Genomic DNA, 25835 nt, shown 5'->3' with positions numbered 1-25835 from the left:
CAGCGTGCAAAAGAGGTGTTTTCACCCATCAATATTCGAGCGTTTTGGGCGAACCGACTTTTTCAACAGAATCGGCCGGAAGCAGGCCTAGGACGACCATCCACTTCTGGTCCAGAGGCGCACGTCTTATGGAGTTACTTAAGTTCAGATCTTTCCTACAGACCGCTCACCATCACATGCGGTAACCTCGCGGCGCCTAAAAAATGCTCTTCGCCTCCACCGACGGGGGCTTTTTATGTACGACAAGGACGACGAATGATTTCCTCTGCTCGATTGGGTGACAAACATGTCTGCCCATTACCGGGACACGGTACTACCCCGATTGCCACTGCCTCCGCTGACACGAACATCAACTTCATGGGTTCTGCACGCGTAGGCGATACCTGTGGGTGTGGTGCTGTTATCACGACTGGTTTTCCTTCCATTCAAGTGAACGGCCGTCCTATGGCTCACTTGGGCAGTCCAACCAGCCATGGCGGGACCATCATCACCGGGTCAAGCGATGTTGGCGGTGGATTCGTCATGGGAGATGCTGGTGCTGCAACAATCATCAACTTCTTGGCACTCGGAGCATTCCGGCCAGACGGCACTGTGGACGATGAGAAAATGGCCACACTGCTGGCTGATCCAAAACTGACAGAGAAGGCAACCGCTGCAAATGCCCTTGTAGATCCTAAGGCGGCGGCTAAACAACCGGACCCGACGCCAAGGCCAGAGGCGGAACCTGTCGCTTGCAAAGATCCTGATGAAATGGAAGGGCTGGCCAACTACATCGCGGGTGAGATGAACCGAAATATTCTGAGTTCGGAAGTCTTAGAGATGCAAAGGCTTAATAACTATGATCCCGTATCTCCGGATAGGGCCCCCCCGCGACTCACAGGCTTGGGCGGACCAGTAGCCCGCGCTCTGAACAAATACAGGGACACAGCTACATCGTGGGCAATCTGGACAAGCAAAGTAGGCCCACATATGGATTGGGATCACAAACCGAAGCTTCGTAAGCTGTTTGTTGGTCTGCACCATAAACAGGGAGCCTACGAGTACTTTTACGACATCTGGTCGAACATCCACTATGGATACGTTGGAATCATAGGAGGCTTGTCAGAGAGCGAGTTACTGGATGGAGCAGGGGCTGCACAATTTTTGTCTGACGCCGCTACCAAAGCTGGCGAGATGAGCAAGCCTGAAGCGGAGAGAGTGCATCCCGGTCCACATACTACGGCGAGTCCATGGACTGAACCGCGATCATGGGACGACGTTGCCGATAGGGTTTCCATTGAAATTGGGATGAAGCTGGCCAAGCTGCATCCCACGGGGGGAGTAACCGCGAAGATGATCATGGATGAAGTGTTGGCCGTACCACCAGCGAACTGGGGGGATGGAATCCGTGCCCATAAATGCCAGTAAGCGTCGGACATGGTTCACGCGGATACTGTGGATACCGGTGTTGTATTTAGTGGTCACTCACTGGGACATAGCTTTGCCTACCGTGAATGTTCACTACTCTAAAGCTGGGCAAGATGAGCTTCGGTACATCTGGAATGTTAATGACCGGATTTACAAGGGTGGAATGCTTCCTGGAGGCGGTGCTGTTGATAATGGGGTACTTTTCCCAGACGACGAATTCTTCATGGAGTTTTCGTGGTGGAGCAAAAAAGGGGGGCGTAATCATTGCATCAGCATCTCGCCGAAGTGGCCCAATACCGACATCTACCTAGACGCAGATGGAAACATCGACATGCGAAAAGACAGCGGAACTGACGCAGACAGGTTGAAAGAGTGTCAATGGGACCGAGCCAAGCCTTAGGTATATGAAGCGTTGCGGGCTGTAGATGATAGCGGCTCGCTCACACCAAAGGACTGTCATCCTGCACTGCGATAAAACGGAGGATGTGAGCGAGTGAATTCTACACCAGGGCTCGTCTTCGATTTAGTAGACACCGCCGATCGGCAGCTAATGGCCGATTCTGTTGAAAAAGTCGGCTTTGGTAGTCATGGCAGAAAAGTACGCGTCTGAGATTGAAGTCCGTGTTTTGCGCAGAAGAGATTGGACTCAGATTTGACGTAGCAGCGTGCAAAAGAGGTGTTTTCACCCATCAATATTCGAGCGTTTTGGGCGAACCGACTTTTTCAACAGAATCGGCCGATTTTTGCCTCTGACGTGGGGTCGCGTGCGACCCAATGCGGCCGTTTCGTTGCTTGCTAAGGCATGTCATAGCTCTACGAGCTGCAAACATCCCTGTTGGCAGGCTGTGAGAATTTCTTGCGCCAATTGGTCATCGGCCACAGCTTGAGCTAGTGCCAAGCCCCCAATCATCCCTACGGCAATTTGCAGAGCATGCTGGCGTGTATCCGCCTCTGTCGTCGATTTCAGTCCGGACTCTAGACGTGTGACGAAAGCTGCGAGCACTTGGGTGTAGCTCTCCTGGATGGCTCCGTCCTGCTGAGCAGCATCATTGACCATGAAGGCTAACGGACAGTGCATGCGGCTTGCATCCCGATGGTCCATGCGGAGATAGTCTTTCACTACCTGCTGCAAACCATCTTTACCAGCCTCTTCCAGTATCGCGCCCCCCGCGTTCGCGGCATTTCTAATAGCTTCGGTGTAAAGCTCCGTTTTGGATGCGAAGTGACTATAGAAGGCCCCCCGGGTCAATCCCGCACTCTCCATAATTGAGTCGATACTGACTTTTTCGAAACCTTCCAGTGCGAAGAGTCGCGATGCGCTATCCAGAATCATCTGTCGAGTGGTTGCGCGCTGTGTAGCAGGCCAGGGCATACGTCTTCTCCTCAGTAAAGCGTGAGATGGAGTATGACAAAACGGGACTTTATGTTCTTGAACATAAAGTCATACCGACCAGAATTGCCGACTCATCCCTCAAGGAGCTACACATGAGATTGCACATACTGGGACCTGGATTTAGTACCTTCGTACGTAGTGTCAGACTTTACTGCGAAGAGAAAGCGCTCGATTACACACACGGGATGCACGTGGATGGTAAAACGATCACGCTCCACAGCCCTGAACACAAGGCACTGCATCCTTTTGGCAAGGTCCCTGTATTGCTGCATGGAGAACGCAGCGTAATTGAAACAACCACTATTTGCCGCTACCTGGATGAAGCCTTTGCGCATATTTCTCTAAGGTCCGTTGACTTGGCCCAGAAGGTAAAGGTCGATCAGTGGTCCGCTGCTTTGGCGATGTATGCCGATGATCGACTGATACGTCGTTATCTTTTATTGCTGGTTTCACCCGCGCAGCCATCACGTCATATCGATAGAGAAGCTGTGGCTACCGCCGAGCCATTGGCAATCCAAACACTTGGGCTGTTGGCGAAGCAATTGGACGGGCAGCAATTTTTCTGCGGGGCGAACTACAGCATGGCGGATGCCATCCTGACGCCCATGCTCGATTATTTGGAACGCGTGCCCGAAAGTGCGCAATGGCTGAGAAAAACATCAAATCTTCGTGATTATCTTTTTCGCATGCGATTGCGCCAGTCAGGGCGCAACGTGTTGACCGAGCCGAACTTTAGTTAATGCAGAATACACTGCACTTATCGTTTGCCCGAGGGCCGCTTTTGACCGATTCTGTTGAAAAAGTCGGTCTGCCCAAACTGCCTGATCATTGACTGGTGAAAACGCCTTTTTTGCACGCTGCTACGTGAAATCCGAGTCCGGAAGCCTCTGCCAAAAGTAAAGATTTCAATCTCGGACGCGTACTTTTCTGATGCGCAAACCATGGCCGACTTTTTCAACAGAATCGGCCGATTTCTGTCTGTCACGAGGGGCAGAAATCGGCCCATAGTGGTCATCGCTAAGTCGCACGTTGCTCATTGGAGGGCCCATCTGCCAATACCATGCTATCCAAACCATCCACTCAGCAACGCTGCGCCCAACGCGACTAACGCGGTATTGAGACAGACCAGCATGAAGCCAAACCTTACCAGTTCGCCTTCCTCCTTGGCCTGGGTTTTAGCAAGTCCAAGGATCAGCATGACAACCGACAGCGAGCCCAGCGCTGCATGCCCTGCCGAGCTGTTTTGGACGGCAGCCAACAATAGGCGAGAGGATTCGGGCAACATCGCGATGGCCGGCATGAAGATCGCATTGCCGCCAACATTCGACCCGGTCATGTAGCCTGACAGCGCGCCAAACATGGCAACCAGCGACGTCGCGGCGGTGGGCGACAGGCCCGCCAGCAGTTGCATCAAACCCGCGAGGAAGCCGGCCTTCACCATCATCTGCGACATCGCGAGAAAGAAGAAAATGGTCAACAATGGCCGCTTCGCCCGCGCCACCAGCGCAGCAGGCATGCTGACGTCGAGTGCTGTCTGGCGTTTTGTGTTGCGCGTGTGAAACCCTAGCCCGATCAGCACCAGAACCAGTGCCAGGCCTGGTGAGGCGAGTGGCTTCCAGGTGACCTGGGCGCCCTGTACAACCCAGTGATCCTGCCAAGAGGTGATCGTCCACACCATCTTCAACGCGACAATGTAGACAATCAGAACCAGATATGGCCATGCCTGACGCGGCCATTGCACCGCACTGCGCTCGCTATCGTTGCGGCGCAGGCGCCACAGCCCAGCAGAGAGTACCGCTGCTGCCGTCACCAGGCCCGCGGCAACGCCGGCCACTTCCGGCCCCATCCACCGACTAGCACTGTAAAGCACGCCCACAAACAGCAGCCAGAAAGCGCCCAACGCCCTCCATTCCCGCGAGTCACGAACGCCTGCAAGATATAGCGCGATTGCACTGAGGGCCAAAAAAACCGGTGCGCTGGTCAGTGCCGAGGTCGATGCCAGCGCGGGTGCGTCCAGGTGAACCAACGAAGCACCAATGACAGATGCCAAGCCCAGCGTTCCCCAGGGCATGATTGCCATGCCGGTCAGTGCTATTCGTAGCGCGACCCGACGTTCGAAGAGACTGAGCAGCAGGGGCACCGTAGCGATCAACGACACGCCGAAGCCGGTCATCGCTTCGAGCAACGGTGCCAGTCCAAGGACGATAAACACTACTTGATCGCCGCGTCCAAGCCCCAGTGACCGCACCCATTGGCTAAGCGCCAGGTTGACGCCCATGCGTTCGATAAAAATCACGAAGACCAGACCTGGAACGATCACGAAAGCCGTACTTGCAAACAGCACGGCCGTATCTTGAGCGGCGGCCACCATACTGCCTAGGCGCCACGCGTCGGCAGCACCAGCGAGCCAGAGCACCATGACTAATAGAGTGCCAGCAATGGCGGCGTGAACGGGTGGCCGGCGCAGCACGACGAGCATGGCTGTAACCAACAGGACAGGGGAAAGATGGAACAGTGCGAGCATGCCAATAATATCCTGTGTGTGTTCCCGACTAAGGCTGCGTACGCAGACTGCTGGCAAGATAATATTTCTCTTGGCTAGATAAAGGGGCGCAGTTTTCTGATAGTTTTCGAGAAAATTTCTCACGGGTTTACCATGGCAAAAAACGACGCTGCACCTGAATCGTTGGACAAATTCGACCGTGCCATCTTGGACCTCGTTCAGCGCGACAACACTATGCCGCTGCGCCTTATGGCCGAGCAGGTCAATCTTTCCACGGCCGCCGTTCAGCGCCGCATCAAGCGAATGGAAGAGGGGGGAGTCATCACGGGCAACGTAGCCATCGTGGATCCCACCGCCGTAGGACGGCCGATCACGATCATTGTGGAAGTGATGGCAGAGCGCACTAGCATCGAGGCGCTGGAGGCGATGAAGGCACACTTCGCGGTGCCCGAAGTTCAGCAGTGCTACTACGTCACCGGCGAAGTGGATTTCGTCCTGGTGTTAACCGTTGCCAGCATGAAGGAATACCAGGCTTTGGCGCGGCGATTGTTTGCCGAAAACTCCAACGTTACCTGGTTCAAGACAATCGTGGCGCTGGACCGTGTGAAAGTCGGGCTTAATGTGCCGAGCGTGCCTGGGTAACCGCTCATTCAAGAGCGTCTTGCGGATCAAACCTCTTGAAATTAGCCAAGACAGTCGCCCTGATACCGGAAGGGAAAGGTATTATTTAGTGGTTAATTTTGGACGCTCTGAGTGTCCGCTATAGCCTAAAGTGGACAGTGGACACGGTGATGGCAAATGAGTAGTGTCACGGATGCTGCTTTCGACTCTAGAGGGCAGCAGGGCTTACCGTCATCCATGTCGCGTTTCTCCCTGAGCAATGTCGCATTTACCGCGACCACCTCTAAGCTAGAGAAGGACTTACAGGACGACAAGGAACGTTATACGACACACCATCGCGACAAGAATCGTGATATGGCATGTCATCTAATAGTAGTTATACACTTGCAAGGAATCGCAATGATCACCATCTATGGAATTGACTACAATTTAAATGCCAAAAAAGAACAGATGTCCGATGTGCTACATAATTGCATGACTACTGTTCTTGGGTTGCCCGAAGACAAGCGTGCTCACCGTTTCGTCCCGCTAGATAAAACTAATTTTTATTACCCCGGCGGTAGATCTGAAAAATACACAGTAATCGAAATAAGCATGATTTCTGGGCGAACGGAAGAAACAAAAAAGAAGCTCATAAAGCAAATATTTACAGCCTTTGAGCGAAACTTGGCTATAAATCCGGTTGACGTTGAAATCACAATATTTGAGCAGCCAAGTCATTGCTGGGGATTCCGAGGGATCACAGGCGATGAGGCAACCTTGAGTTACAGGGTTAACGTATAACAAGCGGTTCAAGCCGTTCGCTTCGCTCTCTGGAGCCGCGTACCGCGGTTCCTTAACCTAAACGTTAGGCAGTCATGAATATTGTAAGCGTCCGGCAACATGCCTTCTTGAGGCCATCGCTTAATGATCAATTGCACTTGACCACCCGTTCGCATTTAACTAACCCAGCGGTTGCATCGGACTTCAACGCTCAGTAAACAGCACCGGCAGAGGACGCCCCAAAGCAGCCCTCCATAACAGGTAGCCTCCCGACCTAACGTAGCCCAGCTCCATCCGTACTACTAGATGCCTTGGGCGCGTTTAGGTTTGTGGGATGCCAACCACTCTTTCTGCTCAGCGTCGATGAAGCTGCCGAAGATGCGAAACATAGACGTCAGGCATGGCCACTTCTCCTTTGAATTAGGAAAGCGTAGCAGCCAAAAAAATGGCCCGCACGCGGGCGGGCCAAATGGGAATTCTTCAAAGGAGCAGGGGTAATCTGCGCTCCATTCTGTGAACACTGCGTGAAAAGCATGTCGCCGAAATGAAAGCATTTGGTCGAAGCAAACACACTACTTTTGCTGATGCAGGTATTTCTGAATTGCATCAATTTCAAGTTTGCCTGGCTTTACACCGTTGTCAGATTTGAAGCTAGCGCTAGCCCAATGCGGCATTGGCGCCTTCAGAGGCTTCCCATGGTCGTCGATTCCGCTCAGCACGGCTCGCTCAAAAACTTTTGATTTCCACTCACTGGCATCTCCGGCCAGCTTAGGTGCCGATCCTCCCGCGCCTCGAGGCCCGTGACAAACAATGCAGTTATCTTGAAAAAGTTTTTCACCATCTGGCGGTGATGCCATTGCCGATGAGCAGGTGAGTAGGGCTATAAACGTCAGAAATGCGCATTTCATTTTAGGCTCCAGGCGACCCAACGATGACGTGAGCTGCTTAGGGGCGCTAAGTGAGAGCGTAGCAGGAGGCGAATGACGATGGGCGAGAGGACTTCAGGTAGCGAATCCCGACGCTCGGCCGGACTGCTTTCTCATGCGGGCTGGATTAGCTTGATCTGCCGCTGGACTGCGGTAAGCGACTCGCCAGCCTCCTTGACGGCTGATCGTATCTCATTCTTGGAAACCACACATTTTTTGTGCCCAGTACTTAAGCTCGCTACCGTCCTGAACGTGAGCTCTGATCTCGTCTGTGCCGCAAATGTGTTTGCGCTACTCCATAGGGCTCTCCGTGTCTTGTTCATGGTGTGAGACGATTAAAGGATTTTAGGTATTCGACGCGTGTTCGCGCCGCTTAGCTATCCAGTCGTGCAGAGCTGCAGAAAAAGCGGCCCATTTGGGGCGCTGGAGTTTTAGCGATTGACTGCTTCTGGCCGATTCTATTGAAAAAGTCGGTCTGCCCAAACTGCCCGATCATTGACTGGTGAAAACGCCTTTTTTGCACGCTGCTACGTGAAATCCGAGCCGGAAGCCTCTGCCAAAAGTAAAGATTTCAATCTCGGACGCGTACTTTTCTGATGCGCAAACCATGGCCGACTTTTTCAACAGAATCGGCCGATTGCCGATTCAGCCTTAAACTCTGGGTAGCGCTGACGCGCTACCTGCTTACACAAGTTAAGTTGGGTGGACGCATACCCTAATCCCATCGGAGCGCCTCATGTACAGCCATGTCACAATCGGCACCAACGACCTCGCCAGCGCCACAAACTTCTATGGGCGGCTACTTACACCGCTAGGCATCACGTTGCTTGCCCTCAAGCACAATCCTGAACGCGCTCTATTCACCCAAAGCACGACTGACTCAGGTACGGCGTTCTGCATCTATAGCCCTCTAAATGGCGAACGCGCGACACCAGGTAACGGGTCGATGGTTGCGTTCGAAGCCCAAACGCGGGCGCAGGTTGATGACTTCTACGTGATCGCTATGGCTAACGGGGCATCAGACGAAGGCGCACCAGGGCTGCGTCCTCAGTACTCTCCGGATTATTACGGTGCTTACATCAGAGACCCCGACGGCAACAAGATATGTTGCGTATGTCACAGCGCTGACTGACCTTCGACTTCTGGTTGCCGACTCAGGGGGGGGCTGAGTCACGCAAGGTGACTTGGGCAGACGCTTATCGTGTGGGCCCACCAAACTCAAAGCCGCGCATTGCGCGGCTTTCGTGTTTTTGGATCGGCCACCGCGGATGCGGTCCTAGGGGCTCAATTAGGCACAGTGCTTGCTCGCCAGCCGCCTAGGAGCACCCTCTCATGGCAACTCTCGTCAAAACTCCGTCAGACACCAGGAAGGCTCTGGCTCGCAAAACTGGCTGGCCAACCATGGCTAAAACCTTCCGTACCAAGAGTGATGCGGAGGACTGGTCTCGGCGTACCGAAGACGAAATGGTCAGAGGTGCGTACACACAGCGCAGCGGCTCCGAGTGCATGACGCTGGAAGCAGCCCTCAATTACCCCAACCCAGAAGCCCACCACTCAGCGTGGCGAAACCTCGAAAGCCAAGAAGTTCATCGAGCACCTGGGCAAATACTCACTGGCTGCGCTCTCCGCTGAAATCATCGCCGGCTATCACCCAATCAAAAAAGGTAGTCAGCTACTCGCAGCCTATCTCGCTGCGTGCCACCTCTTCGTTAGCGAGTTTTTTGCCAGTCTGCACGGAAATGCGTTTTTGAATTCCCGATAAGGTGGCGGAACTGAAGCGTTCGCAGCTTTCGGTTTCCCACACATCACCGGTTAAGATGTTAACCGCGAAATGGCCCAGTACATTGGACGCCGCGCCTTTTGGGTTATTGAACACCAAACCGAAGTCATAGTATCCCGCACGAAACAGAGTCCCTTTCTCTTCGCCCTGCCATGGACCGTCAATCCACATATCCGGGTTTGACATCTTGTAGTGCTGGTGTTTCAGTACCACAAGCAGAACCTGCTTGGCTTGATCCGCTGTCAAGCCGGAAGGCCGAATGTTCTTTGCGTTGAGTGATTCCGCAAGCACGGACGAACAGGCCAACAGGGCAGCAGCAACCACCAATACTTGCAGCCGACTTATGTACCGCATTGCATTCTCGCTTTCACCATACCAATTGCGTCTTCCACAAGTTTCGCATACCCAAAGCGCCCGCCCGTCTTCGCATCGCCTGTGTTGAAGTGGCTTGTAACAAGGGCTCTGCTAAACTCGCCCGGATCTTTTTTACCGCGTACTGCACTCCCAACTCGCGCCCAAAAAGACTGCCCTGACTGTAAGAATGAGGCGAAAGCAGCAACTTTCATTTTTGGATCGCCCAATGCCGTTATCGTGCCGGTCTGTAAAGGCGCTGGCGCGTGCATCGAGAAAAAATTGTTGCCCTCGGTAGCGAACCGACCTTTCCCGTATTGACTCTCATGTGCGGCAAGGCCAAGAATGTTTTCGATCGGGACGTCAATCTGATTGGCTAGAGTTTCCGCAGCGATACGGTGTTTAACTACGAACATTACAGCCGATCCAGCATTACACGGATTGCCCAAAACTCTCTCCTTAAGTTAGGTTTATTCGATATGCCATTATGCTCCTACAGCAACAACGGCGCTATCAATTCGCGCCTTCATGGCATGACACCCCCATTCGGTCGTGCTTAAAAGTTTTCGCTAGTGTGCTGTTTTGAAAATAACTTACCCGCCAGCCTGTGAGGCCATTGCCTTACGGGCTCGCTATATATTGTTCAAGATATCCTCTCCCTTCGCATTCCACACATAGCGGGTTGGCTGCGCATTTCGCAATGCCAGGAACGTGGTAATCGAACTCTCCAATTCGCGAACTGAATCGCCCCTGATTATCCAGACACATCCGACTGGCTGCTTTTGGCCCGGAGTGTGTAAAAACGCTAGGTCCCGTTTCGATCTTCAAGGCTGAGCGACTGTCCGGCTTAGTAGCCTGATCAAGGCACGATGTCCCATTCCTGATGAGCTAACCGCCCCAGCAACGCGCCAGATCATCGGGGCACGTAAAAACAGGCCGGTTTTTAGGCTGTTAGCGCTTTCATCAAGTGATGGGTACCGATGATTTTCATGACCCGTTTCAAGTTGTAGGCGAGCACATTCAAGCTCATCTCCGTACTCACCCCGGCCAGCTTTCGCGTCAGGAAGTGCGTCGCACCCATCCATTGTTTGAGCGCCCCGAAGGAATGTTCAACCGTCCGTTTTCGGACTCGCATCATCTCTGGCGCTTTGCTCAGCCGAAGCTGCATCTCCTCCAATACGTCTTCATGTTCCCAGCGTCGAACTCGTCGTTCTGTGCTCGGGGTCCAGATGTTCTCCGAACAGTCCCAATTGCTGACACAGCACGACGAACTGGCGACAGACGCCTCGGATGGTCTTGCTGTTGTCTTTTCGGAAGTTGGCGATGGTCTTGAAGTCCGGCATCAAGCGCCCGGTCAACCACATCAGTTCGAGGTTGCGCTGAGCTTCTCGCTCCAAACGTCGGCTCGACTGGATGCGGTTGAGATCGCCGTAGATGTAGATCTTCAGCAGGATCGCGGGATGGTAAGGAGGCCGGCCAGTATCGGCTGGAATGGCACCTTCAAAACCCAGATTGACCAGATCGAGTTCGTCGATAAAGACGTCGACTACGCGCACCGGATTGGTATCGCTGACGTAGTCGTCGAGGCTCTCGGTAAGTAAGGTGCCTTGGCCTCGATGTTCACCTTGGATAAAGCGCTTCATGGGCGATCCTTGCGATGAAATCCTCAGAAATCATAGCAAGTGTTCGCGAAGACGTTTTTACGCAATCTGGGCCGATTTCTGCCTGTCGTCACCGTCAGCTTTGGGGCGTCCTCTGCCGGTGCTGTTTACTGGGCGTTGAAGTTCGATGCAAACGCTGGGTTAGTTAAATGCGAACGGGTGGTCAAGTCAGTGCAATTGATCATTAAGCGATGGCCTCAAGAAGGCGTGTTACCGGATGCTTACAATATTTATGACTGCCTGACATTTAGGTTAAGGAGCCGCGGTACGCGGTCCCAGAGAGCGAAGCGAACGGCTTGTTATACGTTAACCCTGTAACTCAAGGTTGCCTCATCGCCTGTGATCCCTCGGAATCCCCAGCCAATGGCTTGGCTGCTCAAATATTGTGAAGCAGTCTCTGTTTATTAAAGAAATATATTTCAAATTATTACCGTAATCCATTTTTCTTTGTTAGATTGCGCGCCTCAAAAATTAACCAGGGACGTTTTATGTTTTTTATTGTCTGGCAAGGATGGGGCCTTCTTTCGATTCTTATCCCGGTGCTCTGCATGGTGCCTTTCGCGGGGCTCCCTAATGGGCTCGGGTTAGGTGTCGGTCTATTGGTTGGAGCGGCCGCCAACGCCTATATTGGCCACCGCCTGAATAACCAGCCGGGCAAAACCTACATTGACAAAGACAGCGGTGGAGAAGTCGTCTTTCGCAAGAAACACACGTTATTTTATGTGCCCATGCAGTACGTGTCAGTGCTGTGGGCAGTGGTGGGTGTATTTGCGTTGTTTAGTGCGCACTAAGCGCACTGGCTTTCGTCCATCCTTCGATGATGCATGACTGGCGAGAAGCCAGTCCTCGCGATGTCCGTTCTTGGCCGAAAGCCGCCAGTTTCCGAGGGTGGCTATTGACCGTTGTTTATCATGATGTCCGTCTTCCGCGAACAGAGTAGACCTCGAATGAAGACTATTGCGGAGGTGCGCAAGAAGTTGCGCACTCAATGGTCAAAATCAGCCTGATACATCGCTACAGGCCACGTAATTCATGCTCTACAGCCAAGTGCGCAAGAAGTTGCGCAGTACTGCGCAACTTCTTGCGCACTTTTCTTCTGTCTCTCACCATGAAAGTCGAAAAAGTCACCACTGAGGCCATCTAACCCCTTGATACCTAATGGTTAGATGCTGGTTGGCGCGACTTTTGATATCTCCTTCGACACCTGGGCAGGCAATCACACCGTCCGGTCCTGTCTTTTGAGCAAGGAGAGCATCCCATGGCAACACCCGCGTACATGTCCGTTACTGGCGAGAAACAAGGCCTGATCACTGCCGGCGCGTTCACCGCCGACTCCGTTGGCAACACCTACCAGGAAGGTCACGAAGACCAGGTCATGGTTCAGGCTTTCAGCCACGACGTAATCATTCCGCGTGACCCACAGTCCGGCCAACCGACCGGTCAGCGTGTACACAAGCCAGTCGTGATCACCAAGGTCTACGACAAGTCCTCGCCACTGCTGCAAGCGGCGCTGACCTCCGGCGAGCGCATGAGCGAAATCGTTATCCAGTGGTACCGCACTTCGGCTCAAGGTACCCAAGAGCACTACTACACCACCAAACTGGAAGACGCGATCATCGTCGCCATCAACAACAAGATGCACAACTGCCAGGATCCGTCGAACGCACACTTCACGCACCTGGAAGAAGTGCAATTCACCTACCGCAAAATCACCTGGACCCACGAAGTCTCCGGTACTTCGGGTTCCGATGACTGGCGCGCTCCAGTCGTTTAATCGCGACTGACTGTTTCACCCCTCGGCCAGCACAGCTGGCCGAGGCGGGTGGTACTCCTGAAGAATTTTTGCAGTCGTTGATCGCCATCGGGCGTCGACGAGTGCCGCAACATCGCATGAGGAACACGGAATGTTCGCACCGGCCAATCAGACCCATTTCAGCCTGACCATCGATGGGGCGGACAGCCTGTTTCAGGTGCTGTCCTTCACCGGCCGGGAGCGCCTGAACCAGCCGTTCGAATTCGAACTGGAACTGGTCAGCGAAAAGGCCGCGATCAACCTCGAAAGCGTGTTGCACAAACTGGCTTTTTTGCAGTTGTCCCCCTCGGGCAGCGGCATTCACGGGCTGGTCTACAGCATCGCCCAGGGCGAGGCCGGCAAGCGCCTGACCCGTTACCGGATTTCCCTGCGTCCGCAACTGGCTTACCTGGCGCATCGAGTCAACCAGCGCATCTTCCAGCAAATGACCGTGCCGCAGATCATCGCCAAGGTCCTGGAAGAACACGGCATCCTCGCCAGCGAGCACAAGTTCCAGCTGAGTGCGGTGTATCCCGAACGCATCTACTGCGTGCAGTACGACGAATCCGACCTGCACTTCGTGCAGCGCTTGTGTGAAGAGGAGGGCATTCACTACCACTTCCAGCACAGCGCCAGCGGTCACTTGCTGGTGTTCGGCGACGACCAGACGGTGTTCCCGAAACTGGTGCCGGTGGCCTATCAGCAGGACACTGGACTGGTGGCGGATCAGCCGGTGATCAAGCGTTTCGGTTTGCGCCTGGCCACCCGCACCAGTCGCACCACACGGCGCGATTACGATTTCACCAAGCCGAAGATCGAGCTGGAAAGTGACGCCAAGAGCGCCGCGAAACCGGACCTCGAAGATTACGATTACCCCGGCCGTTTCGTCGATCGCGAACGCGGCAAGCATCTGGCCAATCGCGCCCTCGAGCGCCATCGCAGCGGCTACCGCCTGGCCGAAGGCAACAGCGATCAGCCATTGCTGGTCAGCGGGCATTTCCTCGCGCTGACCGCACACGCCAACCCGGCGTGGAACGACCTGTGGCTGCTCACCGAAATCCTCCACGAAGGCAAGCAGCCGCAGGTGCTGGAGGAGGTGATTAGCAGCGACGTCACCGACCTCAAGGACGATTTCCACCAGGGCTATCGCAACCAGTTCACTGCCATTCCCTGGGACGTGCCGTACCGTCCGCCGCTGGAGCACCCGAAACCGAAAGTCCTCGGCACCCAGAGCGCGGTGGTCACCGGCCCTGAAGGCGAGGAGATTTTCTGCGACCAGTACGGTCGGGTGAAGGTGCAGTTCTTCTGGGACCGCGAAGGCCAGCACGACGACAAGACCAGTTGCTGGATGCGTGTGGCCTCGAACTGGGCCAGCCAGAACTTCGGCTCGATCAACCTGCCGCGCATCGGCATGGAAGTGCTGATCACCTTCCTCGAAGGCGATCCCGACCAGCCGCTGATCACCGGTTGCCTGTACCACGGCGTGAACCTGCCGCCGTACAAACTGCCGGACTTCAAGACCCTGGCCACGGTCAAGAGCAAGGAATACAAGGGCAGTCGCGCCAACGAACTGCGCATCGACGACACTACCAGCGAGATCAGCATTGCGCTGCGCAGTGATCACGGGGCCAGTGCGATCAACCTCGGTTACCTCACCCATCCGCGTCCAAGCGGTGGCCAGCCGCGCGGTGAAGGTTTCGAGCTGCGCACTGACCGCCATGGTGCGGTGCGTGCTCATCTATCAGGTATTGAAGGGGGTCGAGAAACGTGGCGGAAATGTCGAAAATGCTTTGCGAGATATTGGGGGGCGGATGGAAAGTGGCCAATGGAAAGCAACGTATGAATGTTGTTGTTCATGATGGAGATCACGATGTTGCTTGATATCCCTGAGGTGCGTACGACGCTTGAGAATCTGAGGAAAAGTTTCCAAGCGTTCGATGCAACCGGTTCGTACAACGCCTATCTGGCGCGTTGCGAGTCAGTGGATGAGTGGAAATTTTCTGATGGCGATTATTTCGGGCACTTACCATACGACACGGAACGCATGGGGTTTTCGACGCCCAGGCTGATGAAAAAAAATACTCGAGTGTGGAAGAAGCACGTGAGCTAGGGAAATACTGCTCTGGATTTTCTGGGGGGCGCCACAGGATTACCGTTCTTCCGGGGCAAAAGGGGGGGCAGTCAATTCAGGCAATGCTATACGACCATGCGGATACCTTCTTGGAGATTCGTACCGTCGGTTTTAAAGGGATGGATCGTGGAGATAAACTCGACGCAAGGTTAATAGGCCTTGGAAGGCTGTTTCAGCTCGATGACGGCGATAGGGTCTATGTCGGAGTCAGTGCCCGCGATGCGTTTTCCGTGTTTCTCTATAAGTACTCTTCTACAGGTAAGGTTCTGTCCGGCCGGGCTATTGCCAATGGCTGGCCTGGTGAAGATGAATGGTTCTATCACTACGACAGTGAAGGCCAGCTTGCCGAGATAACGTCAGGCGCTGCATCCGTCTGGACGCGCAAGTAATAGATTGACGGCTATCGGGATTGATAGGGAAGACTGCAACATTCCTGAGGCGGTCAAGTAAACCAGGGAGATACCGTGAAAGACATAATCCGGTTGGGTGACTCCACAAGCCATGGTGGAGTGGTGCTTGAGGCCTTCTCTCAAACCGATCTGAATGGCAAACCGATTGCGGGAGTCGGTCACAAAGTCAGTTGCCCGCTGTGCAAGGGGATTTTTCCCATTGCAGAGGGCAGCAGTACCTATACCGTCGACGGAACCCCCATTGCACTGCACGGTATGAAAACCGCCTGCGGTGCCAGCCTGATTGCCAGTGCTCCAAAGGGGGCAGTGATTAGCTGATCCCCACTTATTTGGATATTTCTATTCGTCCGAGCTGAGTGGCCTTTCGTCGCGAGAAGTCCGTCTGTAAAGAGGCTCACTTAGAAAAGGTCGCGGACGAGTTCTACAAGGCTGGGGTAGAGAAAGTTGATGCCAGGTACTTACCGCAGAGCGACTGCTTCTGCGAAAGCCGTCTGTCAGCACACATCTGCGCTAAGCCGCTTGTAAATTAGGTGGCGGGTAGTGGCGAGGGATTGGGGTTGGGGGATGTATTGCGCTTCGGCTTCAGGACTATCGCGCCATCAATCACCTCGATTGTCAGCTCGTCACCAAGGACCAAGCCCAAGCTCGCGAATAGTTCTGGTGGCAAATCGACGATGACGTCGCCAGTTTCATCTGCGGTGTCTTGGCACCTGACTGCCCAGCTTTGGGTTTCGCTCATGATCCGACTCATGCTGCATCGTTGGAGATGCATCATTATGCTCGTGATTTGTTATGGTGCGATGGGTGAAACTCAGTGATCGCTTCTGGCCGAATAGCAATCACCACGCCCTGTGACTTAACCAAGCTGCGAGTCCGAGACATAGCCCATGGGGAACATGTGTCGTCACGGGCCATCGTGATGCAGCAGAAAACCCACCACCCAGTGCAATTTGAGATCACTGAGCAAACCCGAACGGTTCTAGAGGCTTGGATGCATCTGCTTGGTCATACGAAGCTTGAAAGCACCGTCAGATACCTGGGAATCGAGGTCGATGATGCCCTGGAAATGGCAGAACAGACGGAAGTCTGACCATCTATAGCGACGGTCGATGCTAGACCGTCGCTATCCGACCCGTTGTCGTCTCCCGACTGATCACACCTTCGAGGGTGTCTACTGCTAGTCAGGCCCAGAGGGGAGGGCACGATGAGCAGCGCGCAGGTGGGGTGCTCCTTACGACGAAATTTATCTTGGTTGCCCAGGGCAGACCTGCGTTAAACACCGCCATATTGATACACCGTCGCACTCCAATACCGGCTGCCGTTACGTGTTTGGCGGATCCATCCATCCGCCACCAGTTGTTTGGCGATCATTCGATTCATAAAGCCATGACCGAGCAGCAGAACCGGTCCTTCGCTGGCAAGGGACTGAAGCCGTTGAGCTGCCGTGCTGGCGCGCATTCTTGCAGTGCCGACGGATTCAACGCTGCGTGAGTATCCGCACAACCATAAGACTCGAAGGAGAAATGCCCAGGTAAACGGCGATAGCCTTGGCCATTTCCAGTGACCATAAGGCAGTTGCGCTTCACAGAAAAGCGCGTCGACAAGGGCTGGCTTCAGGCCCAGAGCCCGGACGGAGGTCAGCGCACGAGGCGCGTTGCTTGAGACAATCACCGTGGCGGCTGTGGCGAGCTGCATGCTGGCATCAGGAACGGGTTGGTTGATAATTTCGGACCGGTTGTAGTGTTCGATCCAGTCTTTCATATCGAGCGCTGACATTTTTTCGGTCGCGACCAGCTTTGGCTGGCCGTGACGCATCAGGATTATTTTCCTGCTCAAAGTATGTTTACGTCCTTGTACTGATGTGTTTCAAACCAACCGTGATCGTGGTACCACGCCACGGTGTCGGTGATTGTCAGCTCTAGCGCCCGGAAACTCAGGTCAAGCTCTCGTTCACTCTTGCTGTGGTTGAAACAGGTGCGGTCCTTCTCTCGTACCAACAGGCGCAACGTGGCCAGGCTCAGCAGAATGGGCTTGCCGGTAATACGCGCATAGAGCTCCTGCACAGCCGCCAAGGTGTATAGCAAGGGCAGCGGTAGTTGTCGAGCGGGTGTCTTGACGCCTGCTATACGCCCAAGAACAGGCACCAGCTCACGCATTGTCATATTCCGGCCCGCCGCGAGATAGCGTTCACCTCGCCGCCCATGTCTGGCTGCGGCAATCTGCGCCAATGCCACATCGCGGGCATCGACAACGGAGAAGCTACCGGGGATCAGCCCGGGCAATTTGCCGCGTACGACGTCGTTGACCAACTGTCCCGAGGAGGTCGGGCCAATGTCGGCAGGCCCCCACATCCAGCCAGGCAGGACCATGCAGGCATGCATATCGGGATGGCGTTCCAGGAATGACAAGACGACACGGTCGGCGAGGATCTTGCTACGGTAATAGTCATCTGCGTCAGCCTCGGCCCGTAGGCAAGTTTCATCAATTGACGTGCCGGGAGCGCCGTCGAGCACGGCAATGGAAGACGTATGGATGAACCGGCGTACACCGGCGCGGTAGGCCTGCTCAAGCAAGCGCCGCGTACCAGACACATTAATTTTTTCGAGCGCCTCCCAGTGGTTGCCGCCCTTGTAATTGTCGCGAAAGAACGCTGCGGTGTGAAACACCGTATCGCAGCCTCGCATCGACTCTGCGAACGCGTCGACATCGGCCATGTCACCCACCACCAGTTCCACACCCGGCAAATGGTTGAGCTGCTGTTCACCTTTGGCTCTTGAACGGACCAGGGCTTTGACCACGCAGCCATGAGCGATCAATTCACGCACCAGGTTGTTGCCCAACAAGCCGGTTGCGCCAGTAACGAATACACTTTGCATTGCTTGACCCTCAGCCTGATCGGCTAAAAAATGACATCAACACCGCACTGTCGAAGAAGGCCTCTTCACGGATGGCCAGCCCGTCTTTGAAGGTGAAATGTGCGGCGTAGTACACGGCAATGTGGCGGCCATGGGGTGGAATCACCCGGTCCGGCATCACCAATGGTGCGGTGAAGGTGCCGGTCAGGAAGGCGGTCAGTGCTAAACGATCGTCAGCAACGGCAAAGGGGCTGAAGGTTAGCTGGGCATCTGGGAACGCTTCGAGTAATGCGGTTTCTCGCTTGCGCATGGATTCGCGACCGGTTTGCATCCCCATCCCATCGAAGTAGATGAAGTCTTCGCAAACCAGCGCAAGCATCGCCTCCACATCACGGCGATTGAAGGCGCTGGCGGCGCGCTCCGCAAAGTCGTTGGGGCCAGTAGTCATACACTCCGTTCCATTCCATTCGTTTCGAAGGCCTGTAGATATACCTTTGAGGCCTCTTTCGAAAAACAGCGACTGCTGCATAATGGCTTTGCATATATGCAGACCAGGGAAGATATGAAGCATGGCGTTGCAAGCAAATTGGGACGATCTTCGTCTGCTGTTGGCCGTCTCGCGGCGTGGCAGCTTTCTTCAAGCGGGTCAGTTGCTGGGTATCGCGGCGTCTACGGTGTCTCGCCGGTTGACCCAACTTGAGGGCGCCCTGGGCGAGCCACTCGTCGAGCGGGGCGTTGAAGGATGCTGGTTGACCTCGCGGGGCCAATCCCTCGTGGAAGTTGCCCAAGCTGCGGAAGCGGGCTTGAGGCGTCAAACCGTTGCTGGCATCTCCGGGTTACATACAGAGCTATTGGGCAGTGTCCTGGTCAGCGCAGGAGAGGGATTTTCGTCTTACGTACTGGAGGCCGCGAGTCGCTTCACCTCTCTTCACCCGCGTTGCTCGGTGGAGTTGCTGGTAACAGCCGACTTCCACAAGATCGTCCGCGGCGTGGCAGACATTGCGGTGCGCACAGCTCATCTGGGCGAGCCGTCGCTGATTTATCGACCCATCGGCAGGCTCGCCTACGGTGTCTTCGCCGATGCAGGTTATCTGAAGCGGTTTCCAGGGGTGACTCCGGCCACTGCGGTCAATATTGCCTTGCTTCCTCCGCTGGACATGTTGCCGCAAATGCGTGCGGCAAAGGCCGCGGGGCTGGAACGCGCGCAGATCAGCGTGAACTCATTCGCGGCTCAGCTCGAGTCGGTGAGGCGAGGCATGGGTGTGGCAGTACTGCCCCGTATTCTGGCAAAGGACCTGATCGGGTTGTTCCCGGAACTCCAACTTCCAGATATGGAAGTCTATCTGGTGACCCGGCCTCAGGCATTGAAACAGGCCCACATCAAATGTTTCTTTGCCATCCTGGAACAGGTGCTGCTTGAAGCCCTTTCCATAGAAAATGTCGAAGGTTACTTCTTGGGGCGACCCGAAACGGGCGCATAGGGGGCGCTTGTCAAAATGATAGAGATTGATGACGTTGGTAGAATCTTTTCCAAGCTTCGCGTGGAGGCCTACGGGACAGCACCAGCCGATAGACGCGTGTTCGGGTCTATGCTTATCTTGCCCTTCTAATCAGGTCCACCCATAAACACCGAGCAGCCAATCAGAGGAACACGTGAAACTTTCGACACCTACTGCAGCACTGCTCTGTCTATTGCTCGGCACTGTTGTCAGGGCAGAGCAGTATCAGGTCGTTACCGAAGAGTGGGCACCGTACAACTACCTGGAGAACAATCAGCTCACCGGCATGACCACGGAGATCGTTCGGGCCATCATGGCGCTGACCGGGGATGACTTTGAGGTACTACTGCAGCCCAGTATGCGAACCACCCAGGCATTGAAGACCCGGCGCAAGACTATCATGTACTCCCTGTTCCGCACGGCGGAGCGCGAGCCGTTGTACAAGTGGGTCGGACCGATCGTGGAAGAGTCCATTCACCCCTATCAGTTGGCCAAAGCGTCGCCGGTGAACTCCTTGGAACAACTGCTGCGGGTCCCGCAGATCACCACCCGACATGCCGGCCTGGTGCCCGAGATGCTGCGGTCGCTGGGTTTCAACAACCTGGACAGAAGTGCAACCGAGAGCCAGCAGCTCTACCGCATGCTGCTCGCCGGGCGCACCGACATCATCGTCGGCGACACCGATGCGGGGGTGGCTTACTACAGCCGCCAGTTGAACATCGCCCCCGGCACGCTGCGACAGATTCCCATCGAGCTTTACCGTTCATCGCTGTACATTGCCTTCAGCCTCGACTGTGAAGACGAACGGGTAGCCGCGTGGGCCAGCGCCCTGGAGCAGCTGCGCCATTCTGGCGAGTTGGAGCGCATTCAGCGTCGATACGAGCAACCCATCGGGAAATAAAAACGTGGCACCGGCGAAAGCCCGCCCCGCATTACTTCACACAGTGTGTTTTGCTCAGGTGATCGCTTTCAGAAATCGGCGGGCGCCGAAGTCAGCCAAAAATACGGGGCTGTTTCAGGTCATCTATAGCAACCCAATCGGGGGAAAAACCAGGGATTTCTTCCGGTCGCTACCGACCCATTGCAGTCTCTCAGCCTGCGCAACGGTCGACCAAAAGCGGCCCATAACCAGGGTTCGCTTTGGGCCGATACGCAAGCGGTAGGGACGAGTCGAGCCATGGCCCTGATCGCATAAATTTGAAATGCACGGCGTTGCTCGACAGAATCGCGCCCGAATCTGGCCAAAGGTGCCGGACGTTCGTGGTGAAAAGGGGCTGCAGTTGAACGAACAGACATTGTCCATGCGCCTGGAGCGCGTGGCGGCGCATGTGCCAGCAGGTGCGCGCCTGGCCGATATCGGCTCGGATCACGGCTACCTGCCTGTGGCGTTGATGCGCCGTGACGCCATCGCGGCGGCGGTGGCCGGCGAGGTGGCATTGACGCCGTTTCGCTCGGCCGAACGCACTGTGCGGGAGAACGGCCTGGACCAGCGGATTACCGTGCGCCTGGCCAATGGCCTGGCGGCGATCGAGCCGGGAGACAGGATCACGGCGATCAGCATCTGCGGCATGGGTGGCGAGACAATCCGCGACATCCTCGACAGCGGCAAGGCGCGTTTGAGCGGCCAGGAGCGCCTGATCCTGCAGCCCAACGGCGGCGAGCAGCCACTGCGCCAATGGCTGATGGAAAATGGTTACCGCATCTTCTGCGAGGAAGTGCTGCGGGAAAACCGCTTCGACTACGAAATCATCGTCGCCGAGCGCGCCGGGCCGGTGATGTACACCGCCGAGGAGTTGTACTTCGGCCCGCTGCAGATGCAGGCCCGCAGCCCGGCGTTCCTGGTCAAGTGGCAGCGCGTGCTGCGCGAGAAGCAGCGGACCCTGAGTAACTTCGCCCGGGCGCGGCAGGCCGTGCCCGAGGAGAAGGTGCAGGACGTGGCCCGGCAGGCACGGTGGATCACCGAGCTGCTGGCTTGAGCCCTTGACTGAGTAATTGCACGGGTAAATTTCAACCTGGCTGTTGCTGCCCTGATAGGGTTTGCGGTTAGCGACAACACTGGCAACTGCTTATCAGTGGTTGATCGGGGTCGCTTTCGAGAAATGTGACCATGACTTCCATTCCCGTTCGGGGGGGCGTCATTTCACAACTCCAATTGGAGGCCCCCCTCAGCCAACAACTACTCTTGTCGTCAAATCTATCTTCGCGGTCCCAGGGGAACTTGACCTTGACCCGTCCGAGGGGCTGATCACACTGGATCTCCTCGTCCTCCAGAGCGATGACCACAGCGGTCTGGTTGCTTGGCACCTGAGGTTTCCTGTGAGCCAAAGGCGGACGATAGAACACGTCCCACGGAAGAACCACAAAGCGGTTGCGGTAACCCTGATGAAAGTCATCCTCGTTGTCAGTGTTGCCACTGGCGACGTTCTCACTCAATACCTGTGGTTGCTTGCCTTCGTGGATGACCTGAGTCAGTAGCCATAGGTCGTTCCACTCTTGGCGCGGGTGGTCTGAGATTTCCAGAACATGGCCACTGACTAACCGGGTCTGGTCACCTTGCCCTTCAGCTTGACGATAAGCCGCGTGGCGGCGCTCCATGGCACGCAGACGCATCTGCTTGCCGTGCTCATGACCTGCGAAACGCTCCAGCTTGTCATCGTATTCCATGTCTAGCTGTTGCTCGTTCCTCCCCAGGCGAAGGTTGAAGCGCTTGATCAGTGGCTCGTCGGCCACCCTATCGCTCTCTTGTCTATAAGCAGTGGGTTGCCCGATCTTGGGAAAAACCGCCTGATCATCGCCAAAGACCAGCACGTGGCCTTGAGCGCTGTGTTGGAAGTGGAAGTGAATACCTTCTTCTTCGCACAAGCGCTGAATAAAGTGCAAATCCGTTTCGTCGTACTGAGTACAGTAGTCACGCTCGGGGTAGGTCGACCCCAGATGAAACCGACAAGCGTCGCCCAGGATCCCGTGCTCTTCCAGTATCAAGGCGACGATTTTCGGCACCGAGAACTGTTGATAGATCCTGTGGTTGATGCGGTGGCGCAAGTAGGACAGGTGCGGTACGAGGGCCAGGCTGTAGCGCGTCAAACGCTGATCATTACCGCTTTGAGCGATGTGATAGACCCGTCCATGAATGCCGTTGCCCTTCGTGTCGAATGTCAGAAAAGCCTCTATGTCGAAGAGGCTTTCGAGATCCAGGTCAGACCGCTCGCTAACAAGCTCCACGTTGAAGAGGTAAGGCCTGCTGATCGCCTCCTCTCCGGTGAATGCGAGCACTTGAAAATCGTGCTCAAAACCGTCGATTGTCAAACTGAAAGGCGTCTGATTGGCTGGGCTGAACATCCGCTGTTCTCTTCTTACATAAGGTGTTGAATTGACGCTGTCGCAGACAGCAATGTCAGGAAGCCGGGTAAATCCAGCCCAGGGCAAGAACCTTCAGCAGTCAGTTTTACAAACGATTGCGCGAGGTGAGTGCGTTTCACCGGGCGTTTAAACGATGAACCGGAGAGCGTCCTGGGTAATACCGGACTAAATGGAGTAACAGGCACTAACCCACTCGCTCAGTGCCCCCTGGATATCGGCGTTTGCGTGTTACTTTCCGGACATGAATAGCCTCAACCTGCTGCTCGCCCCATGCCCACGTATAAAATAAAGACTGGCATCTAGCAATAGGCGACAAATCAAGTCAAATCACACGCCACTCTTCACTTTGGTCCAAATCCGTGTACGGATTCGCTCCAGCTTCAATGGTAGTGACTCAAGCGGAACAAATGTAGCAATGGTCTTTTTGTCTGGATAAATCCAGGGATTGTCTCGCAGCTTCTGTTCGACAAACTCAGTGGCATCTTTATTGGCGTTAGGATACAGAGTGTGGTTTGAGGTCTTGGCAATGATTTTTGGTTGCAACATATAATTAATAAACGCCATGCCTTCCTTCGGGTGGGGTGCGTCTTTTAGCAGAACCAGATTTTCCGACCAGACCAGCGCCCCTTCGCGAGGAAGGCTGTAAGTAATCTTGCGTCCAGTGTTGGCCTTCTCGTTTATGGCCTGCGCAGCAAGGGCACCATTAGCCCATCCCACAACTGCACAAATATTGCCGTCAGCCAGGTCAGCGTCGATTTTGGATGAATCGAAATAGCGGACGTAGGGACGGATTTTTAACAGCAGGGCTTGAGCTTTCTGGTAATCATCCGGGTTCCTACTGTTGCTGGGGAGCCCAAGGTAATGCAGAGCAATCGAAATGATCTCACTTGGAGAGTCGAGCATTGCCACGCCACACGACTGGAGCTTGCTGATGTTTTCTTCTTTGAAGATCAAATCCCAGCTATTCACCGGAGCATTATCACCCAATGCCGCTTTGACTTTATCAACGTCATAGCCAATGCCGGTGGTGCCCCATAAATAGGGCACAGCGTAGCGATTACCAGGATCATTGACCGCGACCTGGGACAAGATATCAGGATCGATATGTGACAAATTGCTCAGTTGATCACGATCCAGCGGCTGAAGCACTCCCGCCTGGATCAGGCTTGGCAACACATTGGAGGTAGCGACAATCACGTCATACCCCGTGCGCCCAGCCATTACCTTGCTCTGCATGATTTCGGCGCTGTCGAACGCATCCATATGCACTCTGGTGCCGGTTTCCTGCTCGAACTCCTTTGGGGTCTCCGGAGCGATAAACCCGAACCAGTTATACAGATACATCCCAGGCTCTACAGCCCCTACTGATGTGCTTATCCCTGCACAGAGAAGCGAGGCTGAAAAAATGGTTCGCAAATGTGATTTTCTCATGCAACATCCTTGTCAAGACGACGTGCCCTCATGGCCATCGTAAACCCTGAAAGTGAATATACCGGGCATTACCGAATAGTAAATACCTACGAATACTTACCTCTGATCTACGAATCCCTAACCCTAAAGGGGTAGAAAATGCCGTTCGACCTTCATAGCCTGGCTTGGCACCGCTCGATTGGGAAGCTGATCATGCAGTTGAACCGTCCAGAATTCTGGAGTTCACTTGTTCGTATATTGAATGAATATGTCCAAATCGATAATTGGGTTGTATTGATCTTTAGCAGTCAGCAAGTGCAAGTTGTTAGTCTTCCTGAGATAGCAGATGCGGAGGAGGTAGACGCGTTCACTCATCGCTATGTGAAGGGGCTTTATCTGCTGGATCCATTTTATATCGCTAATCGGGAAAATCCACAGAGCGGTTTCTTTCATCTGCTGGATATTGCGCCGGAGTACTTTCTTGAAACTGAGTATTACCATCAATATTTTGCACAATACATCTCTGTGGATGAGGCTCAGTACAATGTCCAGCTCGACGCCGATAGAACGTTATGCATTTCCGTTGGCAGTGAAGTTCGTTTTAGTCAAGAACAAATAACAATGCTTGATATTATCAAGCCATGGGTGACTGCATTGATGCATCAGCGCATGTGTTTTGAACTTGACGTAGAGAAAAATCTCACCGAGCCACCGCTATGGCCAGAAACGATTACCCAGCTGGGTACGCAAATAACAGCGCGCGAAAGTGATGTGCTCAGATTATTGCTTAGTGGCTTCTCTAATAAGGAGATAGCCGGAAAGCTTTCCCTCTCGGTGGAAACAATAAAAGTTCACCGTCGCAATATTTACGCCAAGTTAAGTATCAAGTCACAATCCGAACTGTTTGCTCGATTTTTTATGCCGAAACAGGATGTTTTCCCTGTAAGTTGAAATCAGCGTTTTAGTCTGGACAT

Annotated in this window: 26 protein-coding genes and 4 pseudogenes; 17 read left to right on the top strand and 13 right to left on the bottom strand. The window is 54.5% G+C overall.

The window, feature by feature from the left end; all coding sequences use genetic code 11:
* Positions 1–255: 255 nt before the first annotated feature.
* Positions 256–1407, top strand: a complete 1152-nt coding sequence (locus tag QMK51_RS16975; RefSeq protein WP_320390996.1) for a polymorphic toxin type 44 domain-containing protein — start codon at positions 256–258, stop codon at positions 1405–1407.
* Between the two features lie 805 nt (positions 1408–2212).
* Here the strand turns inward: QMK51_RS16975 and QMK51_RS16970 are convergent.
* Positions 2213–2779, bottom strand: a complete 567-nt coding sequence (locus tag QMK51_RS16970) for a TetR/AcrR family transcriptional regulator (RefSeq protein WP_320390995.1) — start codon at positions 2777–2779, stop codon at positions 2213–2215.
* Between the two features lie 113 nt (positions 2780–2892).
* Between QMK51_RS16970 and QMK51_RS16965 the strand changes: the two genes are divergently transcribed.
* Positions 2893–3540: a glutathione S-transferase family protein gene (locus tag QMK51_RS16965; RefSeq protein ID WP_320390994.1), complete on the top strand. Its 648-nt coding sequence runs from the start codon at positions 2893–2895 to the stop codon at positions 3538–3540.
* A gap of 323 nt (positions 3541–3863) precedes the next feature.
* Here QMK51_RS16965 and QMK51_RS16960 read toward each other — a convergent pair whose 3' ends face one another.
* Positions 3864–5324 (bottom strand): L-lactate permease, encoded by a 1461-nt coding sequence (locus tag QMK51_RS16960; RefSeq protein WP_320390993.1) that lies wholly within the window; start codon positions 5322–5324, stop codon positions 3864–3866.
* A gap of 132 nt (positions 5325–5456) precedes the next feature.
* Here QMK51_RS16960 and QMK51_RS16955 point away from each other — a divergent pair, with 132 nt between their 5' ends.
* Both QMK51_RS16955 and QMK51_RS16950 read left to right on the top strand, forming a co-directional pair.
* A complete protein-coding gene (locus QMK51_RS16955) occupies positions 5457–5945 on the top strand; it encodes an Lrp/AsnC family transcriptional regulator (RefSeq protein ID WP_154980336.1) in 489 nt (162 codons plus the stop codon).
* A gap of 156 nt (positions 5946–6101) precedes the next feature.
* On the top strand, positions 6102–6707 hold the full coding sequence (locus tag QMK51_RS16950) for a tautomerase family protein (RefSeq protein ID WP_320390992.1): 606 nt from the start codon (positions 6102–6104) through the stop codon (positions 6705–6707).
* Positions 6708–7258: 551 nt separating this feature from the next.
* On the opposite strand, the gene QMK51_RS16945 is transcribed toward QMK51_RS16950, so the two are convergent.
* Positions 7259–7594, bottom strand: a complete 336-nt coding sequence (locus tag QMK51_RS16945; RefSeq protein WP_320390991.1) for a cytochrome c — start codon at positions 7592–7594, stop codon at positions 7259–7261.
* Positions 7595–8348: 754 nt separating this feature from the next.
* Here QMK51_RS16945 and QMK51_RS16940 point away from each other — a divergent pair.
* Together QMK51_RS16940 and QMK51_RS16935 are read left to right on the top strand one after the other, a co-directional pair.
* Positions 8349–8744 (top strand): VOC family protein, encoded by a 396-nt coding sequence (locus tag QMK51_RS16940; protein WP_320390990.1) that lies wholly within the window; start codon positions 8349–8351, stop codon positions 8742–8744.
* Between the two features lie 200 nt (positions 8745–8944).
* A pseudogene (locus tag QMK51_RS16935) lies at positions 8945–9260 on the top strand (site-specific integrase); the annotation flags it as partial.
* 24 nt (positions 9261–9284) lie between these two features.
* Here QMK51_RS16935 and QMK51_RS16930 read toward each other — a convergent pair.
* The 4 genes and pseudogenes from QMK51_RS16930 to QMK51_RS16915 all read right to left on the bottom strand — a co-directional run bounded on the left by QMK51_RS16930 (position 9285) and on the right by QMK51_RS16915 (position 11386).
* Positions 9285–9746 (bottom strand): hypothetical protein, encoded by a 462-nt coding sequence (locus tag QMK51_RS16930; protein WP_320394589.1) that lies wholly within the window; start codon positions 9744–9746, stop codon positions 9285–9287.
* Positions 9734–10159: a glucosaminidase domain-containing protein gene (locus QMK51_RS16925; protein ID WP_320390989.1), complete on the bottom strand. Its 426-nt coding sequence runs from the start codon at positions 10157–10159 to the stop codon at positions 9734–9736. Before QMK51_RS16925 ends, QMK51_RS16930 begins: the two co-directional genes overlap by 13 nt.
* Before the next feature lie 216 nt (positions 10160–10375).
* Positions 10376–10486: pseudogene (locus tag QMK51_RS16920) on the bottom strand (IS630 family transposase); the annotation flags it as partial.
* Positions 10487–10686: 200 nt separating this feature from the next.
* A pseudogene (locus QMK51_RS16915) lies at positions 10687–11386 on the bottom strand (transposase).
* 506 nt (positions 11387–11892) lie between these two features.
* On the opposite strand from QMK51_RS16915, the gene QMK51_RS16910 reads away from it, so the two are divergent.
* The 6 genes from QMK51_RS16910 (at position 11893) to QMK51_RS16885 (ending at position 16055) form a co-directional block, all read left to right on the top strand.
* Complete coding sequence (locus QMK51_RS16910; RefSeq protein ID WP_320390988.1) at positions 11893–12195, top strand: hypothetical protein; 303 nt, start codon at positions 11893–11895, stop codon at positions 12193–12195.
* A 467-nt stretch (positions 12196–12662) separates the two neighbouring features.
* A complete protein-coding gene (locus tag QMK51_RS16905) occupies positions 12663–13178 on the top strand; it encodes an Hcp family type VI secretion system effector (protein WP_074687775.1) in 516 nt (171 codons plus the stop codon).
* Between the two features lie 130 nt (positions 13179–13308).
* A complete protein-coding gene (gene tssI / locus QMK51_RS16900) occupies positions 13309–15039 on the top strand; it encodes a type VI secretion system tip protein TssI/VgrG (protein WP_320390987.1) in 1731 nt (576 codons plus the stop codon).
* A gap of 27 nt (positions 15040–15066) precedes the next feature.
* Positions 15067–15306, top strand: a complete 240-nt coding sequence (locus QMK51_RS16895) for a hypothetical protein (RefSeq protein ID WP_320390986.1) — start codon at positions 15067–15069, stop codon at positions 15304–15306.
* A gap of 110 nt (positions 15307–15416) precedes the next feature.
* Positions 15417–15716 (top strand): hypothetical protein, encoded by a 300-nt coding sequence (locus tag QMK51_RS16890; RefSeq protein ID WP_320390985.1) that lies wholly within the window; start codon positions 15417–15419, stop codon positions 15714–15716.
* A gap of 75 nt (positions 15717–15791) precedes the next feature.
* A complete protein-coding gene (locus QMK51_RS16885; RefSeq protein ID WP_320390984.1) occupies positions 15792–16055 on the top strand; it encodes a PAAR domain-containing protein in 264 nt (87 codons plus the stop codon).
* Positions 16056–16263: 208 nt separating this feature from the next.
* Here the strand turns inward: QMK51_RS16885 and QMK51_RS16880 are convergent, their stop codons facing one another.
* On the bottom strand, positions 16264–16476 hold the full coding sequence (locus QMK51_RS16880; protein WP_320390983.1) for an AbrB/MazE/SpoVT family DNA-binding domain-containing protein: 213 nt from the start codon (positions 16474–16476) through the stop codon (positions 16264–16266).
* A 111-nt stretch (positions 16477–16587) separates the two neighbouring features.
* Between QMK51_RS16880 and QMK51_RS16875 the strand changes: the two are divergent.
* Positions 16588–16827: pseudogene (locus QMK51_RS16875) on the top strand (hypothetical protein); the annotation flags it as partial.
* 182 nt (positions 16828–17009) lie between these two features.
* On the opposite strand, the gene QMK51_RS16870 reads toward QMK51_RS16875, so the two are convergent.
* The 3 genes from QMK51_RS16870 to QMK51_RS16860 are packed head-to-tail and all read right to left on the bottom strand — an operon-like array spanning position 17010 to position 19040.
* Positions 17010–17552, bottom strand: coding sequence for a histidine phosphatase family protein (locus QMK51_RS16870; protein ID WP_320390982.1), 543 nt, complete (start codon positions 17550–17552; stop codon positions 17010–17012).
* A 17-nt stretch (positions 17553–17569) separates the two neighbouring features.
* Entirely contained in the window at positions 17570–18613 is a 1044-nt protein-coding gene (locus QMK51_RS16865; RefSeq protein ID WP_320390981.1) for an SDR family oxidoreductase, read from the bottom strand.
* Between the two features lie 10 nt (positions 18614–18623).
* Positions 18624–19040, bottom strand: a complete 417-nt coding sequence (locus tag QMK51_RS16860; RefSeq protein ID WP_258696279.1) for an ester cyclase — start codon at positions 19038–19040, stop codon at positions 18624–18626.
* Positions 19041–19161: 121 nt separating this feature from the next.
* On the opposite strand from QMK51_RS16860, the gene QMK51_RS16855 reads away from it, so the two are divergent.
* From QMK51_RS16855 to QMK51_RS16845, 3 genes are all read left to right on the top strand, one after another.
* Positions 19162–20073, top strand: a complete 912-nt coding sequence (locus tag QMK51_RS16855) for a LysR family transcriptional regulator (RefSeq protein ID WP_258696278.1) — start codon at positions 19162–19164, stop codon at positions 20071–20073.
* 172 nt (positions 20074–20245) lie between these two features.
* Complete coding sequence (locus tag QMK51_RS16850; protein WP_320390980.1) at positions 20246–20992, top strand: substrate-binding periplasmic protein; 747 nt, start codon at positions 20246–20248, stop codon at positions 20990–20992.
* 379 nt (positions 20993–21371) lie between these two features.
* Positions 21372–22067, top strand: coding sequence for a tRNA (adenine(22)-N(1))-methyltransferase (locus tag QMK51_RS16845; protein WP_320390979.1), 696 nt, complete (start codon positions 21372–21374; stop codon positions 22065–22067).
* Between the two features lie 67 nt (positions 22068–22134).
* Here QMK51_RS16845 and tssI (QMK51_RS16840) read toward each other — a convergent pair whose 3' ends face one another.
* Positions 22135–23430, bottom strand: a complete 1296-nt coding sequence (gene tssI / locus QMK51_RS16840) for a type VI secretion system tip protein TssI/VgrG (RefSeq protein ID WP_320390978.1) — start codon at positions 23428–23430, stop codon at positions 22135–22137.
* A 348-nt stretch (positions 23431–23778) separates the two neighbouring features.
* On the bottom strand, positions 23779–24882 hold the full coding sequence (locus QMK51_RS16835; RefSeq protein WP_258696274.1) for a polyamine ABC transporter substrate-binding protein: 1104 nt from the start codon (positions 24880–24882) through the stop codon (positions 23779–23781).
* A 138-nt stretch (positions 24883–25020) separates the two neighbouring features.
* On the opposite strand from QMK51_RS16835, the gene QMK51_RS16830 reads away from it, so the two are divergent.
* Positions 25021–25812 (top strand): response regulator transcription factor, encoded by a 792-nt coding sequence (locus QMK51_RS16830; protein ID WP_258696273.1) that lies wholly within the window; start codon positions 25021–25023, stop codon positions 25810–25812.
* Positions 25813–25835 lie beyond the last annotated feature (23 nt).

Origin of the sequence: Pseudomonas sp. P9_31 (assembly GCF_034008235.1) — a bacterium.
Taxonomy (GTDB): Bacteria; Pseudomonadota; Gammaproteobacteria; order Pseudomonadales; family Pseudomonadaceae; genus Aquipseudomonas.
Note: the sequence above shows the minus strand (reverse complement) of the source record. Positions and strands in the feature narration are given on the sequence as shown.

Coding starts and splice junctions, on each gene's coding strand:
- QMK51_RS16955 (WP_154980336.1), top strand. CDS start 5,457: ATGGCAAAAAACGACGCTGCACCTGAATCGTTGGACAAATTCGACCGT.
- QMK51_RS16905 (WP_074687775.1), top strand. CDS start 12,663: ATGGCAACACCCGCGTACATGTCCGTTACTGGCGAGAAACAAGGCCTG.
- QMK51_RS16870 (WP_320390982.1), bottom strand. CDS start 17,552: ATGCGTCACGGCCAGCCAAAGCTGGTCGCGACCGAAAAAATGTCAGCG.
- QMK51_RS16965 (WP_320390994.1), top strand. CDS start 2,893: ATGAGATTGCACATACTGGGACCTGGATTTAGTACCTTCGTACGTAGT.
- QMK51_RS16910 (WP_320390988.1), top strand. CDS start 11,893: ATGTTTTTTATTGTCTGGCAAGGATGGGGCCTTCTTTCGATTCTTATC.
- QMK51_RS16855 (WP_258696278.1), top strand. CDS start 19,162: ATGGCGTTGCAAGCAAATTGGGACGATCTTCGTCTGCTGTTGGCCGTC.
- QMK51_RS16940 (WP_320390990.1), top strand. CDS start 8,349: ATGTACAGCCATGTCACAATCGGCACCAACGACCTCGCCAGCGCCACA.
- QMK51_RS16860 (WP_258696279.1), bottom strand. CDS start 19,040: ATGACTACTGGCCCCAACGACTTTGCGGAGCGCGCCGCCAGCGCCTTC.
- QMK51_RS16830 (WP_258696273.1), top strand. CDS start 25,021: ATGCCGTTCGACCTTCATAGCCTGGCTTGGCACCGCTCGATTGGGAAG.
- QMK51_RS16880 (WP_320390983.1), bottom strand. CDS start 16,476: ATGAGCGAAACCCAAAGCTGGGCAGTCAGGTGCCAAGACACCGCAGAT.
- tssI (WP_320390987.1), top strand. CDS start 13,309: ATGTTCGCACCGGCCAATCAGACCCATTTCAGCCTGACCATCGATGGG.
- QMK51_RS16835 (WP_258696274.1), bottom strand. CDS start 24,882: ATGAGAAAATCACATTTGCGAACCATTTTTTCAGCCTCGCTTCTCTGT.
- QMK51_RS16975 (WP_320390996.1), top strand. CDS start 256: ATGATTTCCTCTGCTCGATTGGGTGACAAACATGTCTGCCCATTACCG.
- QMK51_RS16960 (WP_320390993.1), bottom strand. CDS start 5,324: ATGCTCGCACTGTTCCATCTTTCCCCTGTCCTGTTGGTTACAGCCATG.
- QMK51_RS16970 (WP_320390995.1), bottom strand. CDS start 2,779: ATGCCCTGGCCTGCTACACAGCGCGCAACCACTCGACAGATGATTCTG.
- QMK51_RS16925 (WP_320390989.1), bottom strand. CDS start 10,159: ATGTTCGTAGTTAAACACCGTATCGCTGCGGAAACTCTAGCCAATCAG.
- QMK51_RS16930 (WP_320394589.1), bottom strand. CDS start 9,746: ATGCGGTACATAAGTCGGCTGCAAGTATTGGTGGTTGCTGCTGCCCTG.
- tssI (WP_320390978.1), bottom strand. CDS start 23,430: ATGTTCAGCCCAGCCAATCAGACGCCTTTCAGTTTGACAATCGACGGT.
- QMK51_RS16945 (WP_320390991.1), bottom strand. CDS start 7,594: ATGAAATGCGCATTTCTGACGTTTATAGCCCTACTCACCTGCTCATCG.
- QMK51_RS16950 (WP_320390992.1), top strand. CDS start 6,102: ATGAGTAGTGTCACGGATGCTGCTTTCGACTCTAGAGGGCAGCAGGGC.
- QMK51_RS16895 (WP_320390986.1), top strand. CDS start 15,067: ATGTTGCTTGATATCCCTGAGGTGCGTACGACGCTTGAGAATCTGAGG.
- QMK51_RS16865 (WP_320390981.1), bottom strand. CDS start 18,613: ATGCAAAGTGTATTCGTTACTGGCGCAACCGGCTTGTTGGGCAACAAC.